Origin of the sequence: Nocardia elegans NBRC 108235 (assembly GCF_001612845.1) — a bacterium.
GTDB classification, from domain to species: domain Bacteria; phylum Actinomycetota; class Actinomycetes; order Mycobacteriales; family Mycobacteriaceae; genus Nocardia; species Nocardia nova.
Genome location: NZ_BDBF01000046.1, coordinates 52,412 through 67,987, shown reverse-complemented (window position 1 = coordinate 67,987; position 15,576 = coordinate 52,412). Strand labels below are relative to the sequence as shown.

Annotated in this window: 11 protein-coding genes, 4 tRNA genes and 1 pseudogene; 8 read left to right on the top strand and 8 right to left on the bottom strand. The window is 67.4% G+C overall.

Going from position 1 to position 15,576, the window contains the following annotated elements; genetic code table 11:
- The 4 genes and pseudogenes from NE2_RS27650 to NE2_RS27635 all read right to left on the bottom strand — a co-directional run.
- Nucleotides 1-382, bottom strand: a pseudogene (locus tag NE2_RS27650) (LCP family protein); the annotation flags it as partial.
- Between the two features lie 176 nt (nt 383-558).
- A complete protein-coding gene (dusB, locus tag NE2_RS27645) occupies nt 559-1,680 on the bottom strand; it encodes a tRNA dihydrouridine synthase DusB (RefSeq protein ID WP_218018678.1) in 1,122 nt (373 codons plus the stop codon).
- A gap of 142 nt (nt 1,681-1,822) precedes the next feature.
- Nucleotides 1,823-2,788 carry an acyl-ACP desaturase gene (locus NE2_RS27640; RefSeq protein WP_063017025.1) on the bottom strand — a complete coding sequence of 322 codons (966 nt, stop codon included), beginning with the start codon at nt 2,786-2,788 and terminating at the stop codon, nt 1,823-1,825.
- Between the two features lie 336 nt (nt 2,789-3,124).
- A tRNA-Lys gene (locus NE2_RS27635) sits at nt 3,125-3,197 on the bottom strand.
- Nucleotides 3,198-4,107: 910 nt separating this feature from the next.
- On the opposite strand from NE2_RS27635, the gene NE2_RS27630 reads away from it, so the two are divergent.
- The 8 genes from NE2_RS27630 (at nt 4,108) to NE2_RS27595 (ending at nt 11,950) form a co-directional block, all read left to right on the top strand.
- Nucleotides 4,108-4,773, top strand: a complete 666-nt coding sequence (locus NE2_RS27630) for a TetR family transcriptional regulator (protein WP_030517458.1) — start codon at nt 4,108-4,110, stop codon at nt 4,771-4,773.
- 91 nt (nt 4,774-4,864) lie between these two features.
- Nucleotides 4,865-4,937: transfer RNA gene (locus NE2_RS27625), tRNA-Glu, on the top strand.
- A 28-nt stretch (nt 4,938-4,965) separates the two neighbouring features.
- A tRNA-Asp gene (locus NE2_RS27620) sits at nt 4,966-5,039 on the top strand.
- A 32-nt stretch (nt 5,040-5,071) separates the two neighbouring features.
- Nucleotides 5,072-5,145, top strand: a tRNA-Phe gene (locus NE2_RS27615).
- A gap of 696 nt (nt 5,146-5,841) precedes the next feature.
- Nucleotides 5,842-7,113 carry a PucR family transcriptional regulator gene (locus NE2_RS27610; protein ID WP_063030803.1) on the top strand — a complete coding sequence of 424 codons (1,272 nt, stop codon included), beginning with the start codon at nt 5,842-5,844 and terminating at the stop codon, nt 7,111-7,113.
- Nucleotides 7,114-7,265: 152 nt separating this feature from the next.
- Nucleotides 7,266-8,711: a class I adenylate-forming enzyme family protein gene (locus NE2_RS27605; RefSeq protein ID WP_063030801.1), complete on the top strand. Its 1,446-nt coding sequence runs from the start codon at nt 7,266-7,268 to the stop codon at nt 8,709-8,711.
- A 27-nt stretch (nt 8,712-8,738) separates the two neighbouring features.
- Complete coding sequence (locus NE2_RS36760) at nt 8,739-10,535, top strand: DUF3556 domain-containing protein (protein WP_063030799.1); 1,797 nt, start codon at nt 8,739-8,741, stop codon at nt 10,533-10,535.
- A complete protein-coding gene (locus NE2_RS27595) occupies nt 10,532-11,950 on the top strand; it encodes a phytoene desaturase family protein (RefSeq protein ID WP_063030797.1) in 1,419 nt (472 codons plus the stop codon). The genes NE2_RS36760 and NE2_RS27595 overlap by 4 nt, the downstream gene beginning before the upstream one ends.
- A gap of 39 nt (nt 11,951-11,989) precedes the next feature.
- Here NE2_RS27595 and NE2_RS27590 read toward each other — a convergent pair whose 3' ends face one another.
- The 4 genes from NE2_RS27590 to NE2_RS27575 all read right to left on the bottom strand — a co-directional run bounded on the left by NE2_RS27590 (nt 11,990) and on the right by NE2_RS27575 (nt 15,572).
- The gene (locus NE2_RS27590; protein WP_063030795.1) at nt 11,990-12,676 is read right to left on the bottom strand and encodes a DUF1345 domain-containing protein; all 687 of its coding nucleotides are present in this window, start codon (nt 12,674-12,676) and stop codon (nt 11,990-11,992) included.
- A gap of 55 nt (nt 12,677-12,731) precedes the next feature.
- Nucleotides 12,732-13,862, bottom strand: a complete 1,131-nt coding sequence (locus NE2_RS27585) for an FAD-dependent oxidoreductase (protein ID WP_063030793.1) — start codon at nt 13,860-13,862, stop codon at nt 12,732-12,734.
- Entirely contained in the window at nt 13,859-14,737 is an 879-nt protein-coding gene (locus NE2_RS27580; protein WP_063030791.1) for a DUF1295 domain-containing protein, read from the bottom strand. Before NE2_RS27580 ends, NE2_RS27585 begins: the two co-directional genes overlap by 4 nt.
- A 91-nt stretch (nt 14,738-14,828) precedes the next feature.
- Nucleotides 14,829-15,572 carry an enoyl-CoA hydratase/isomerase family protein gene (locus NE2_RS27575; RefSeq protein ID WP_063030789.1) on the bottom strand — a complete coding sequence of 248 codons (744 nt, stop codon included), beginning with the start codon at nt 15,570-15,572 and terminating at the stop codon, nt 14,829-14,831.
- Nucleotides 15,573-15,576: the final 4 nt, after the last annotated feature.

Below are 15,576 nucleotides of genomic sequence, written 5' to 3'. Positions count from 1 at the left end.
GGTTCGGAGGCTGGGCGGCTCGCGGGTTGCCGCGACCGGCTGTCCGGTTCGCACCGGTGGCGGGCCGGGCGGTGTTATCCGTTGTGCGCCCGCGGTTTCCGGCCTGACGGCCGGCGTCCTCCGGTTGCGGGTTACGACTGCGGCCGGAGTCGCTCTCGCCCGCTTTGCGGCGCTTGTCCGCGGCCTCGTCCTTGCGGCGGCGCTCGATACGTTCACTGTCGACCCGCTGAACGAGGTCGTGGACGGTGATCGGCTTGGAGGTCTGCGGTTCGTCCGCACGCCGGTTGCGAGGGGAGTCGTCGGAATCCGGCGCAGGGTATCGCTCCCACGGGGCGCGACCTCCGGGCCGGGACGAACGCCCGCGCCGATCGTCGTCACCCACCAACGAACCTCACTTCACTCTTCGTCGCGACCGGAGCTGTCGATTCCATCACTCCGGTGGCGGCACGCGCAGTCACATCCGGCCGAATCGGCCCCAGCCATGATAACGATTACGCCACAGTTGGCCACTTCTAAACCAGCCATCACTGTCGGCGCAGGTCGGAGAGTACTGGCGCGTCAGCCTCCGCTGTGCATCACATCGGCGGCCGCGGGCACGGTGGGATCCTCGGGATCGTCGAGCCAGCCCTCCGGCAGCACCACCTTCGCCGCGGGTGAGCCCTGTCGCCCGCGCGGTCCCTGCGCATCCGCGGGGAACGGCACATCCGGCGGCAGCTGGTCGATCAGCTCGCGCAACTGGGTCAGGCTGCCCACGGTCGCGAAGCTGCGGCGCAGCTGCGAACCGAGCGGGAAGCCCATGAAGTACCAGGCCATATGTTTGCGGATATCGCGCATGGCCTTGTCCTCGCCGTCGTGGTCGACGAGCAGCGTCGCGTGCCGGTACAGGATCTCGCCGACCCGGCCCAGTCGCGGTCCCTCCGGAATCGGCTCCCCGCGCAGCGCGGCGCTCAGCTCGGCGAACAGCCACGGTCTGCCCAAGCAGCCGCGTCCGACGACCACACCGTCACAACCGGTTTCGGCGATCATCGCGAGTGCGTCTGCGGCGCTGAAGATATCGCCGTTGCCGAGTACCGGAATCGTGGTGACGGCTTCCTTGAGCCGCGCGATGGCCGACCAGTCGGCCGTGCCGGAATACAGCTGCGCGGCGGTACGGGCGTGCAGCGACACCGCGGCGGCGCCCTCGGCCTCGGCGATGCGTCCGGTGTCGAGATAGGTCTGATGGTCGTCGTCGATGCCGATGCGGAATTTGAATGTCACCGGAACACCGGCGGGTTCGGCCGCCGCGACCATCTCCCGCACGATCTCGGCGAACAGCCGTCGCTTGTAGGGCAGCGCCGCACCCCCGCCGAGCCGGGTGACCTTCTTCACGGGACAGCCGAGGTTCATATCGATGTGGTCGGCCCACCCCTCGCCGACGATGATGCGCACCGCCTCGCCGAGCGTCTTCGGGTCCACGCCGTAGAGCTGCATCGAGCGGGGATGTTCGTCCTCGTCGAAGGCCATCATGTGCAGCGTCTTCTCGTGCCGCTCGACCACCGCGCGGGCGGTGATCATCTCGCAGACGTAGATCGAGGTGCGGCTGCCGAATTCGCGGCACAGCTTGCGGAACGCGACATTGGTGATCCCGGCCATCGGCGCGAGCACCACCGGCGGATCGACGGGGTAGGGGCCGATTCGCAATCCGGTTCTGGTGTCGAGTGCCGCGGTCACGAGTTCCAGTGTCCCATCCGAATGACAGTGCGAGAGATCACAGGGGTGCCCTGTGCGTGCGACGGGACCGGTGCCGTGCGGCACCGGTCCCGGTCGTAGTCGTGCGGTGAGCTCAGCTCGCCGCGGTGAGGTCGCGTTCGCGCTTGGCGGCCTCGCGGGCCAGCATGCGGTCGCGCTGCTCCTCGAACTTCAGGACGTCCTTGCCCAGCTGGTCGAGGAACAGGCCGAGCCGCTCGCGGGTCGCCTCGCCGCGCGCGGTGAAGTCGTCGCGCTCGAAGATGCGCCACTTCTTCAGCACCGGCTGGACGACCTCTTCGAGGTGCTGGCGCAGGTCGTAGATGCCGTGCTTGGCCATCAGCACACCGTTGCGGCGGAAGTTCGGCATTCCCGCGCCGGGCATCTGGAAGTTCTCGAGGATCAGGGTGATCGCGTCGAGGGCCTGGTCGGGCGCCAGATCCAGCGCCGCACCGCACATGTTGCGGTAGAAGATCATGTGCAGGTTCTCGTCGGCGGCGACGCGCTGCAGCATGCGGTCGGCGATCGCGTCGTCGCACACCTTGCCGGTGTTGCGGTGGCTGACGCGGGTGGCCAGCTCCTGGAAGGTCACATAGGCGACCGAGTGCAGGAAGCCGGCGTCGGCCTCGGCGGGGGAGGCGAAGCCGTTGGTCATGTGGACCATGCGGGCCTGTTCCAGCGCCACCGGGTCCACGCCGCGGGTGACCACGAGGTAGTCGCGCATCACGATGCCGTGGCGGTTCTCCTCGGCGGTCCAGCGACCGACCCAGGTTCCCCAGGCGCCGTCCTGGGAGAAGTTCTCGGCGATTTCGCGGTGGTAGGAGGGCAGATTGTCCTCGGTGAGGAGGTTGGTGATCATCGCGGCCTTCGCCACTTCGCTGAGCTTCGACTGCTCCGGATCCCAGTCGACGCCGCCCAGTGCGGCGAAGTTGCGCCCCTCGTCCCACGGCACGTAGTCGTGCGGGTGCCATTCCTTGGCCATCGAAAGGTGCCGGTTGACGTTTTCTTCGGCAACCGGCTCCAACTCCGTCAGCAGCTCGAGTTGAGTCAGATCCCTTGCCATACATACGCCCTTCGGTGTTGTCCTGCGATATTGCTGGTCGCCCCCCTGCTGGCCGTGCCGCCGCCGCCCATACCTTACGGCACCGTAGGTGTGATGCGAAGCGCACCTGTATGAGTTCACAGCATCGGTGACGGAACTCATAAGGGTGTTCGGCACATGCCCCAACCGGTGCGAGTGTAGGCGGGGGACCTGTGCGCCAACGGTGTATCGCCTGGGAGTCGTGAACGTTAGCCGAGCATCGGATTTCCGGGTCGCGGGTGCCCGCGCCGCTGGTCGCGGCACGAAACAAACCCCGAGACGACGATGGGCCGGAACTCTCGCTCCGGCCCATCGGTGTGCCCCCACCAGGGCTCGAACCTGGGACCTGCGGATTAAAAGTCCGTAGCTCTACCAACTGAGCTATAGGGGCGCGGTCCGCAAGTCTAATGTTTCGCGCGCGGAAGTGGTAACCGGTATCGGTGTGGCGGTGTGGCGGTGGGCATCTGCCCTGGTGGCACGGCCCTTCGGGGCGAAGTGGCGGCTGCCGGGAGCGGGATCGCCGCCGGCGGGACCCGGGCGCCCCCTGAACGCCGGGCGGCGTCCGCCCGACCCGGCCCGGTGGACCTGTGCCCGGACCGGCAGCGCCGGGGTGTTCCCGTATACCCGGCCGGTTCTCGGGCAATCTCCTTGCTCAGCAATTTGTTTCAGCGCGGAAGTGTGGAAACATTGTCCAAACGTAGTGCGTGACAACATATTTGGTACGGGAGGTGATCGTGTCGGTGGATCCGCCCGGTGGCCGACCGCAGCGGCCGGGGTGAGTCCCGGGTATCCACGGTGCCGGCCGTGGTGGTGAACATTGCTGGGGCGCGCCGGAATTCGCGTACGCGGGCGCTAACCGGGCATTTGCCACGAGCGGTCCCGGTTTCCGGCGAAGTGACTCCTCGGTACGTGGCGCGTCGTCTCGGGATTCGGGGTACGGTGATCGCTTGGTGAATTCCGGCGAAACCGGGAGATCTTCCGGCGGTTGGGATTCGGCCGAAGGTTGTTGTGCCGGCACATATCGCGATCGGCCGGGCCGGTCGCGAGGTCAGAGGAGACGACGTCGCAGGAGGCGGATCCGAGACGAACGAAACGCCCGGGTGCGCACCCCCTGCGGCGCACCCGGACGTCGAAACTATACCAGCTGGTGTGTTTCAGGTATCCCTGCGAATTTTCGTACCAAAAGTCTGAAAACCGGGCGGTAGCCCGGAATTAAGTATTTGAAAATCTAATAACTTCTCGTCGAGGACCGTCCCCTATCGGTTCCTCCGGCGGCAAGCAGCTTCGGAGGCGTTTCGAGCATGGCACGGCAGCAAGAGCGGGCCCGCCGGACACGGGCGGCGATCATCAGGTCCGCCGCCGTTGAATTCGGGAAGAGCGGCTACGCCGCGGCATCGCTGAATCGCATATTGGAGGGATCGCGCGCGACCAAGGGCGCGATGTACTTCCATTTCGATTCCAAGGAGGATCTGGCCCGGGCGGTGCTGGACGCTGCCGTCGAACGATATCGGGCGACCACCGAAAGGTGGCTGGCCAGAACGGATCTCGAGCCGCTGGACATCATGCACGGGATGATCGACGAGGTCGCGCTGCGCCTGGAGAACGACATCATCGCCCAGGCGGAGTTCCGGCTCGTGATCGAACCCGAGTTCTATCAGGACGCGCGGGCGGGCGGCAGCCGGATCGTCAGCCGGTCGGCGCGACTGCTCGCGGTGCGCGCCGTCGACCGCAAGCAGCTGCGCCTGGACACCGACCCGGACCGATTCACCCGCACCCTGGCGGCCGCGCTGGCCGGACAGCGCTACATCATCGATCTGCTCGGCGGCGGGGTCGATCTGCGCACCCGGTTCACCGAGGCGCTGGAGGTGATCATCGAGGCGATGGCGACTCAGGATTGGCTCGAGGAGTTCCGCCGGCACGGCTGGAAGGCCTCGGCGCGCCTGGAAGATCTGAATCTGGGCCTCTGACCAGCCGATTTGGGAATAGCGCAAAGCCTGTCATAAGCTATGCGAGCTCCCAACGGAAGCCGTTGAGGTACGGACCGGAGAGATCCGGCGGGCCCCCTTCGTCTAGCGGCCTAGGACGCCGCCCTTTCAAGGCGGTAGCGCGGGTTCGAATCCCGTAGGGGGTACGGTGGCAACACCGTTGAGAGCATGCAAGGCCCTGTGGCGCAGTTGGTTAGCGCGCCGCCCTGTCACGGCGGAGGTCGCGGGTTCGAGTCCCGTCAGGGTCGCTTTGTTGTACGGCATTCGGTTCGGGTGCCCCGGCCAGGTAGCTCAGTTGGTACGAGCGTCCGCCTGAAAAGCGGAAGGTCGCCGGTTCGATCCCGGCCTTGGCCACTTTCAAATCCCCTCGACCTGTGGTCGGGGGGATTTTTTGTCTTCGACGGCCGTGAGCACCTCCGGATGAACGGGGCGCCCCCGCGTAATCCTTCGCGCGCCGCTGCTCTCAACAGCTACCCGAACCGCTCGAACCAGCCGAGCCGCTCCACGTGGCACACCCGGCCGAACCGCTTCCGCCAGGAGGAGGAAAGGTCGGGAGGGGAGGAGGGAAGGTCGGGAAGGGAGGGGGAAAGGTCGGGGAGGGAGCGAATGTCTGCGGCTGGCCGGGGGGTGCGGAGAACGCGAGTGTCAGCGCGATGAAGGACACCGTGATCGCTGCGGCAGTGATCGACCCGATGCGGGTCGTACGGAGGGCCATCCACGGAGCTCGTCTCGATCCGAGTTTCTTCATGCGATGTTCCTCCAGGTTGTGTGGAGCGACGCATACGCGGCCGGTAGCAAACCCCTCCCGCCCCGACCTCGAGCCTGTAATGGCAGGTCAGGAGCGCAGCGGGTGACCGACTGTGGCTTCACAGCATACGTCCGGGTACGCGTCGTATCCGGTAGCGACAGCCCGGCGGGGCACCGGATCTTCTCGTCTCGGACCGGTCGCTGATCGCGCCGAGACAGATTCCACATCCGCCTTTGTTCCGGGAGGACGAATTTCGGGCGGAACGCCGGTCGGGGTGGCGTTCGGGGCCTACCGTCCGTGGTGTGACGAAGGCGCACGACGGCGAGGTCGGTTCGGGCGAATATGTGGCCCGGATCGCCGCGCGGATGAACGAGCAGGTGACCGGGGTCAGCTCGCTCATCAAGGATGCGCTCGAACAGCTGATACCGGAGTTGCGGGGGGATGCGCGGACGGTGGAGTTGCTGGGGGCGAGTGTCGAGGGGAATGTCGACACGATTCTGCATGCGCTGCGGCACGGCATCGCGGTGGAGCGGATCACCGCGCCGACCGCCGCGCTGGAATACGCCCGGCGGCTCGCGCAGCACGGGGTTCCGGTGAACGCGCTGGTGCGGGCGTATCGGCTGGGGCAGCGGCGGTTGACCGAGCTGGTCTTCGCGGAGCTGCACGCCATAGATATGGAGCCGACCACCCGGATCGCGGTGATCGAAGAGATCACCGACGTGCTGTTCGCCTACATCGACTGGATCTCACAGCAGGTCGTCGCGGTCTACGAGGAGGAACGCGAACGGTGGCTGGAGAACCGGAACAGCGTGCGCGCCATGCGAGTCCGCGAGATGCTGGCCCAGGACACGGCCGTCGACGTGGACGACGCCACCGCCGCGATCCGGTATCCGTTGCGCCGGCATCACGTGGCGATGGTGCTCTGGTACCCGGACGCCGACTCCGACAGCGACGACCTGGCCCGGTTGCAGCGGTTCGTCCGTGAACTGGCCGGTGCCGTCGATGCCGCCGCCGCTCCGCTGTTCGCCGCGGCCGACCGCACCAGCGGGTGGGTCTGGTTGCCGTTCACCTCGGATCCCGGAGATCCGGCCGAGCAGATCCGCCGGTTCGCCCTCGGCCGGCCCGATACTCCGCACATCGCGATCGGGGCGGTGGGGGTGGGAGTCGACGGATTCCGCCGGTCCCACCGCCAGGCCCAGCAGGCCCGCGCCGTGGCGGCACGACGCGGGCCCGAGGAGAAGATCGTGGCGTCCACCGATCCCGGATTGATGGCGGCCGCCTTGCTCGGCGGGAATCCGGCCGCGGTCCGGGACTGGGTGACCGACGTTCTCGGTCCACTGGCCACCGACACCGCGAGCGATGCGCGGCTGCGCGACACCCTGCGGGTATTTCTCCGGACCGGGTCCAGTTACAAGGCGGCCGCCCAGGAACTGGATCTGCACTACAACTCGGTGAAATACCGGGTGGGCCGGGCCGTATCGCGGCGCGGCCGGCCCATCGCCGACGACCGGCTCGACGTGGAACTCGCGCTGCTGGTGTGCCACTGGTACGGCAAGACGGTCCTCACTCGCTGACCATCGAACGCGCCCCGAGGTCTCGGCGCGTGATCTTTGTCTCGAAGAGACAAGACTTCGGCAGTAATTCGTCCACTGACGACGGTGTGGTCCAGCTCACTGATTCTTAGCGTTGACGTATCCGTTCGACACCGAGGATTCAGGACCCGTCCATGCACCTTTCCGAGTTGCCCGACCTTCGAAGCCGCCACGATCCCGGCGCACCCTGTGTGGCCGACGATCAGGTCGAGTTGACCAACGCCGAATTCGCCGACGCGGTGCGGCGGGCCGCCACCGCGTTTGCCGCACAGGGAGTTTCGCCCGGTGATGTGGTCGCGGTAATGCTGCCGAACACCGTGACGCTGGTGGTATCCCTGTTCGCCGCATGGCGTCTGGGCGCCGCGGTGACGCCGATCAATCCGTCGCTTGTTCCGGCCGAGGTCGGCTTTCAGGGTGCCGACGCCGGCGCCAAGGTGCTGGTCACCGATCGGCCGATGGATATCGGGATCACCGTGCTCACCCCGGCCGAGCTCACCGCGACCCCGCCCGCCGATACCACCGCCGAAACTCGTGACGACGCGCTGGCCCTGCTGGTCTACACCAGCGGGACCACCGGGCGGCCCAAGGGCGTGATGCTCGACCACGCGAATCTGAACGCCATGTGCGCCATGGTGATCGGCGCCTTCGAACTCACGGCCGCCGACCACAGCCTGCTGGTCCTGCCGCTGTTCCACGTCAACGGGATCGTGGTGAGCACCCTCGCCCCGCTGCTCGCCGGTGGGCGCACCACGATCGCGGGCCGGTTCGCCCCCGGCACGTTCTTCGGCCGGCTCGAACGCAGTGGCGCCACCTACTTCTCCGCGGTGCCGACCATCTACACGATGCTGGCCGACCTTCCGCAGGAGCTCGCCCCCGACACCTCGGCGGTGCGTTTCGCGGTGTGTGGCGCGGCGCCGGCCAGTGCCGAACTGCTGCGGAAGTTCGAAAGCCGTTACGGCATACCGATCGTCGAGGGCTACGGATTGTCCGAGGGCACCTGTGCGAGCGTCGTCAACCCGCTGCGTGGCCGCCGCAAGCCGGGCACGGTCGGTCTCCCGCTGCCCGGCCAGACCATCCGCATCGCCGACCCGGAGGGCAAACCGGTCGCCGACGGCGCCACGGGCGAGGTCCTGATCCAGGGCCCGAATGTCATGCGTGGCTACCTGAATCGGCCGGAGGACACGGCTCGCACAGTTGTCGACGGCTGGCTGCGCACCGGCGATATCGGCCGGATCGACGAGGACGGTTATCTCGTCCTGGTGGACCGCGCCAAGGACATGATCATCCGGGGCGGCGAGAACATCTATCCCAAGGAGATCGAGAGCGTCGTCTACCAGCTGCCCGAGGTCGCCGAGGCCGCGGTGGTCGGCCGGGCCAGCGAGCTCTACGGCGAGGAGCCCGTGCTGTTCCTCGCGCTGAATTCCGGCGCCACTCTCACCGCCGAACAGGTGCTCGCCCATACCCGGCGGAATTTGTCGAAATACAAACTGCCGGTGGCGATCACTTTCCTCGACGACCTGCCCAAGAACGCCGTCGGCAAACTCGACAAACCGTCGCTGCGCCGCGTGCCGACCGCCTGATCCGCCCCACGAGAAGGAGATATTCCGATGGGATTCACCAAGCCGGATCTGCCGGCCGTCGATCCGGACACATTCCTGCAGCAACCGCTGATGGAGCGAATGCGCATCCTCGGCGCCGACTGGGCCGAAAACGGCTTCGGCTCACCGAAAATGGTGCATTGCGTCTACATCCTCAAGCTGATCGTGCTCTATGCGATCGGCGGAATCACCGTGGCCACACTGACTTCCGGCCTCCCGGCGTTCTGGCATATCGCCGAATGGTGGAATCAGCCGATCGTCTATCAGAAGGCCGTCGTCTGGACGGTGCTGCTGGAGGTTCTCGGCCTCGCCGGTTCCTGGGGGCCGTTGGCCGGCAAGGTCAAACCGATGACCGGCGGCATCCTCTTCTGGGCCCGGCCCGGCACGATCCGGCAACGCCCGTGGGCGTGGATCCCCGGCACCGGCGGTGATCGCCGCACCTGGTTCGACGTCACCCTGTATCTGGCCCTGCTCGCGAGTTTGGTGATCGCGCTGATTCTGCCCGGCGCGCACAGTGATTCGCTCGCGGCGGTGCTGCCGGACAACACCTCCGGGCTCATCGCTCCCGCCGCGCTGATGGCGCCGATCGTGCTGCTGATTCTCAACGGCCTGCGCGACAAGGTCGTCTTCCTCGGCGCCCGCGGCGAGCAATATCTGCCGGCGCTGATCGCGTTCACGGTGTTCCCGTTCGTGAACATGATCGTCGCGTTGAAATTGCTGATCGTGGTCGTCTGGGTGTGCGCCGGCTTCTCCAAACTCGGCAAGCACTTCTCCAACGTGGTGCCGCCGATGGTGTCCAACAGCCCGTCGGTGCCGTTCAAATCGGTGAAACGCGCGCACTACAAGGATTTCCCGCGCGATATGCGTCCCTCCGGCATCGCGCATTTCATGGCCCACGTCAACGGCACCTGCGTGGAGATGCTGGTTCCGCTGGTGCTGCTGTTCTCCACGAACAAGTGGGTGACCCTGGTCGCGGTGCTGATCATGGTGATCTTCCACCTCTTCATCGTGTCCACCTTCCCGCTGGCGGTGCCGCTGGAATGGAACGTGCTGTTCGCCTACGCCACCGTCTTCCTGTTCCTGGGCTTCCCCGCCTGGAACGGATACGCCGTGTGGGACATGTCGCCGGGGTGGCTGGTCGTCCCGGTAGTCGCCGCGCTGCTGTTCTTCCCGGTGCTCGGCAATCTGCGGCCCGACAAGGTCTCGTTCCTGCCGTCGATGCGGCAGTACGCGGGCAATTGGGCCTCGGCGGTGTGGACGTTCACCCCGGGCGCCGAGGAGAAGCTGAACCGGGTAACCCGCTCGGCCCGCAATCAGATCGACCAGTTCATCGAATTCGGTTACGAACCGCACTGGGCCGAGATCACCCTGCAGAAGACGATTGCCTGGCGCACCCTGCACAGCCAGGGCCGCGGCCTGTTCTCGCTGCTGATCTCGCGGCTGCCCGATATCGATTCGCGCACGGTCCGGGAGGGGGAGTTTCTCTGCAACTCGATCGTGGGGTTCAATTTCGGTGACGGCCACTTCCACGACGAGGAGATGATCCGCGCGGTGCAGGACGAGGCTCGCTTCGAACCCGGCGAATGTGTGATCGCCTGGGTCGAGTCGGAGGCGTTCGGCAGCGGCGTGCAGCACTACAAGCTGATCGACGCCGCGCTGGGCGTGATCGAACGCGGCACCTGGAATGTCGCCGATGCCGTCGCCGAGCAGCCGTGGCTGCCCAACGGTCCGATTCCGTTGCGGCCCATCTGGGTTCGTCCGGTGCAGACCGAGCCCAGCCAGGACGATTTCGGAGTGATGGCGTGACAACCGCACTGGTGGTCGGCGGCGGGCCCAACGGGCTCGCCGCCGCCGTCGCCCTCGCCTCCGAAGGTGTCGAGGTCACCGTGCTCGAGGCGGCCGAGCAGATCGGCGGCGGTACGCGCAGCAGCGAGGCGATCGTTCCCGGTCTGCTGCACGATCACTGCTCGGCCATCCACCCGATGGCCGTCGGGTCGCCGTTCCTCGCCGGCCTGGGGCTCGACCGCTACGGGCTCACTTGGCGGTTGCCCGAGATCGACTGTGTGCATCCGCTCGACGACGGCAGCGCCGGGGTGCTGTACCGCTCGGTCGAGCAGACCGCGGCCGGGCTCGGTCGCGACGGCTCGCGCTGGCGACTGGCATTCGACCGCCCGGTGCGCCGCTACGACGCGCTGAGCGAGGACATCATGCGCCCGCTGCTGCGCGTACCGCATCACCCGCTGACGTTGGCTCGCTTCGGGGTGCCGACGCTGCTGCCCGGTTCGGCCTTCGCCCGGGTGTTCCGCACCGAGCAGGCGCGGGCACTGTTCGGGGGCGTTGCGGTCCATGCCTTCCGGCCGCTGCACCATCCGCTCACATCGGCCGTCGGCCTCGGCATCCTCGCCGCCGGTCATCGGCACGGCTGGGCGGTGGCCGAAGGCGGATCACAGGCGATTGCGGATGCGCTGGCGGCGCTGCTGGCGGAGTTGGGCGGAAAGATCGAGACCGGGGTGCGGGTCGAGTCGGCGGCACAGTTGCCACCGGCCGACATCACTATGTTCGATCTGGCGCCCGATGCCGTCGCTCGAATTCTCGGCGACCGGTTACCGCGACGAGTTCGGCACGCGTTCGCCCGTTTCCGGCGCGGGCCCGGGGCCTACAAGGTCGACTTCGCGGTCGCCGGTGGGGTGCCGTGGACAGCTCCGCACGCGCACCGGGCCGGGACCGTGCACCTCGGCGGAACCTACGCGGAGCTCGCCGCCGGTGAACGCGAGATCCACGCGGGCCGGATGCCGGAGCGTCCCTTCGTTCTGGTCGGGCAGCAGTATCTGGCCGATCCACAGCGTTCGGCCGGTGACATTCACCCGGTGTGGAGTTACGCCCATGTGCCCAACGGCTATTCGGGCGATGCGACCGAGGCGATCATCGCGCAGATCGAGCGGTTCGCCCCCGGCTTCCGGGAGCGCATTGTGGGACAGGCGGTTCGCTCGACCACCGAGATGGCCGTCTACAACCCGAACTATGTCGGCGGCGACATCATGACCGGCGCCAAGGACATTCGCCAGCTGATGTTCGGACCGCGAACCACGTTGTCCCCCTACAGCCTAGGCGTTCGCGGCATGTACATCTGCTCGGCGGCGACCCCGCCCGGACCGGGCGCCCACGGCATGTGCGGCGCCAATGCCGCCCGGCTCGCGGTGGCCGAACTGGTGGACCGGTAGGCGAGCCGCTCCGGCGGCTCGGAAAACTCTGCGCCGTCTTCACTTCAAGACGTTGACCGCCCGCGCGATGACCAGTGCCGCGGTGATCAGCGACAACGCGGATTCGGCCATCATCAGCGTCTTGGCCCAGCGCGTCATCGGCATCACATCGGTGGGGCTGAACGCGGTGGCATTGGTGAACGACAGGTAGAGGTAGTCGAGGAATTCCGGCTCCCAGTCGGCCGGGGAGAGCTCGGGATTCTGCATCTGGACGAACAGGAAATCGGGTAGCTGTTCGCGGGCGTGCGCCCGTGCGGCCGGGCCGCCGCGATCGAGTTCCCAGAACCAGAGCGCGAATACGGTGACATTGGTCAGCCAGATCGCCGCGCCGGAACCGAGCAGGACCGGCGGATCGTTGCTGAGCGTGCCGTTGATCAGGCCGGCCACCAGCCGGAACACCGACCAGGCGGTGGCGATGCCGAGCAGCGCCGACAACCCCAGGCTGCACCAACGCAGCCAGATCTCCTCACGGTCCAAGCGCACCGGGCTACTCGTCACGAGCACGATCAGCAGCACCGTTTCCAGCATCGGCAGCAGCCAGACCGGGCGCAGCTGAAAGTGATCGGGTAGCAGCACTTGCAGGACGATGATGCCCACCATCGCGGCCGTTGCCGCCCAGCGTGATTCGCCGGCCGTGCGGCGTGCCCACGCCGGAACGTCGTCGGTGTCGTTCTCGGAACCGCTCACCCGTGCAGTATTGCCCGCTCCGTGCCCGTCGGTAGCATGGCACGCGCTCGGGTCGCTACCGATGCTCGGCGGGGCCGGAGTTCTTCCCGGCCTCGCGGACGCCCCCGTAGATGCCGCGGCGGACGACGAATCGCTGGAGCGCGTCGGTGGTCCGGAGCGGGAACCGGAAGCCGAGCCCGTTCGGCGCGTAGACCGTCAGCCCGTCACGCTGGACGCCGAGCACCGAACCCCAACGCCGCCGCGGCGGCCGGTACACCCGAAGGGATGTGCCGTTCGCGTGCGCACGGAGGTTGTGTGCCAGCACCTTGTGGCCCTGGTTGCGCGCCGAGGAGCGCAACCGGTCGGTGGCCGCCACGTCGCCCACCGCGAAGACATCGTCGAAACCCACGACGCGCAGGGTCGGCAGTACCCGGACGAATCCGCGCTCGTCGAGCATGTCCGGTGGAAGCCACGCGGTGTTCGGCCGGATCCGCCCGATCGCCCAGATGACCACATCGGCGGTAGTGGGCGGCTGGCCGGTGGACCATTCGACGGGGCCGGAGCCGAGATCCGAGGCGGGCGGCGGTATCGCGCGATGGCCGGGGTGGATGACGACTCCGAGTGCGCCGAGCCGGGATTCGACCCGCGTCCACACCCGGTGGTGGTGTTCGGGGAGGGCCCGCTGTCCGGGGAAGCAGAAGTGTACCTCTTTCGCCGGCCAGCGTTCGGCGATCTGCGCCGCGCAACTCGCCGCGGCCGCGCCCCCGCCGACGACCACCACAGTGCCCGCGTCGGCGATGCGCCGATGATGCGAGGCGAGGTCGGCGTCGACGTCGGCATGGTCTTGCAGGGCGGGGTGCCGCCAGAAGCCGTTGGTCACCCCGGTGGCGATCACCACGAGGTCGTACGGCTCATCGCTGGACGATCCGTCGACATGGCGCACCCGGACGGTCCGGTTCGTGGTGTCGAGTGCGGTGGCGCTGCCGTGCACGATGCGCATCGGGTCGAGGCCGCGAAATCGGTCGTAGCCGATGCGATAGTCGCGCATCCACTCCTGCGGGCGGGCCAGTCGCAGGCCGAGTTCCTGGCCGCTGACGAAGCCGGGCTTCGTCGTGATGCCCACGACGTCGGCGTCCCGGCCGAGCCGGATTCCGGTGAGGACACCGGTATCGCCCAGTCCGACGATGACGACCCGAGGTCCGGTCATGCCGCTCGTTTCCGCGGCGGCAGGGGAACGAATACCGAAACCCTGTGCACCACATCCCGATACGCCGGCCGTCGCTGCAGGCTGCGCTGTTCCATCATCGGAATGCTGACGCCGACGAACATCGCCACCATGGTCACCACCCCCGCGAGAACCCACCAGTTGCCCGGGGCGGCCGCGAGCCCGAACAGGCCGAACGAGAGCCAGACGCCGCACTCGCCGAAATAGTTCGGATGCCGCGACCACGCCCACACCCCGCGGTCCATGACCTGGCCGGGCGATGTGGTCGCGGCGAAGCGATGCATCTGCAGGTCGGCGACGGTTTCCAAGGCAACCGCACCCGCGCCGATCACGACGGCGACGATGTCGAGCGCACTGAACGGTTCGCCGGCGCGCGTCGCCACCACGTACACCGGAATCAGCCCGGCGAACACCTGCAGCGTCGGAAAGACGTGGATTCCGAACAGATCCGCGACGAAGGCGAACCTGCCCGCTCGTTCGCGCACCATCGGATAGCGCCAATCCTCATGGTGCATACCGGGAAAGGTCGTCACCCAGTTGGCGGTGAGCCGCACCGCCCACACCAGCATGACGGCCATCATCAGCCACCAGCGGGTCGTATTCGACGGCTCGTCGCTGCGAATCCACCAGTAGAAGGCCAGCAGGGGCGGGATCACGCTCCAGTACGGGTCGTAGAAACTGGAATTCTGGTAGATCCGGCTGAATACGAAGACCACAACCGTGGCGATCAAATCGGCGATCAGGCCGTTCAACCACAACTGCCCGGTATCCGGACCCCACAGCAGCCAGGCGAGCCCCACGACGACGGCTACGACATAGGCCAGCGCGACTCGAACCAGGGCGCCCACTCTGCTCATGAGCGCACTCTAGGCATTGCGCGGCCGAGCGGAGCCGGATTCGGACAACAGCCGCAGCTCCGCCGAATCGACGCCGCACGAGAAATTCGCCCTAGCGGGAAACGAATCGATCCAAGCGGCGCCCGGTTTCCTCGGTGTGGATGAGTGCCCCGATTTCGGTGCGCTCCAAGCCGTACCCGCCTCCGGTGCCCGCCGCATCGATACACCGTTTGGCGGCGGTGTAGGCATCCGCGGGAAGATCGGCCAGGCGTTCGGCGAGCGTCATCGCCGTGGCCGCCGCATCGTCGACGGCCCAGTGCACGAGGCCGAGCCGTTCGGCCGTCGTCGCGTCGATCAGCTCCGCGCCGAGAATCAGTCGGTACGCGGTGGCCGGTCCGACCAGACGCGTAAGCCGCTGAGTGCCACCGGCGCCCGGCAGCAAACCGATTCCGACCTCGGGCAACCCGATTTTGGCGGTAGCGCGCGCGACCCGAAAGTCGCAGGCGAGGGCGAGTTCGAATCCGCCGCCGGTGGCCGCACCACCGATCTCGGCGATCGTGGGTTTTTCCAGCGCCGCCAGTGCCGCGAACGCATTTTGCAGCAGCAGGCAGAACTTCTCCAGCCGCACACCTCGGTCGGGCAGTTCCCGCCAGGAATCCATCATGGCGATATCGGCACCCGCGCAGAACACCTTCGCCGCACTGCGCACCACGACCGCACGCACCGCCGGGTCGGCGCCGAATTCGGCAACCGAGGTGGCGAATTCGGCGGCCTGCCCCTCGTCGAAGGCATTGACCGGCGGGCGGTCGAGGGTGAGGACGCCGACGGCGCCGGTACGAGACAGCGTGACCGACAAGATA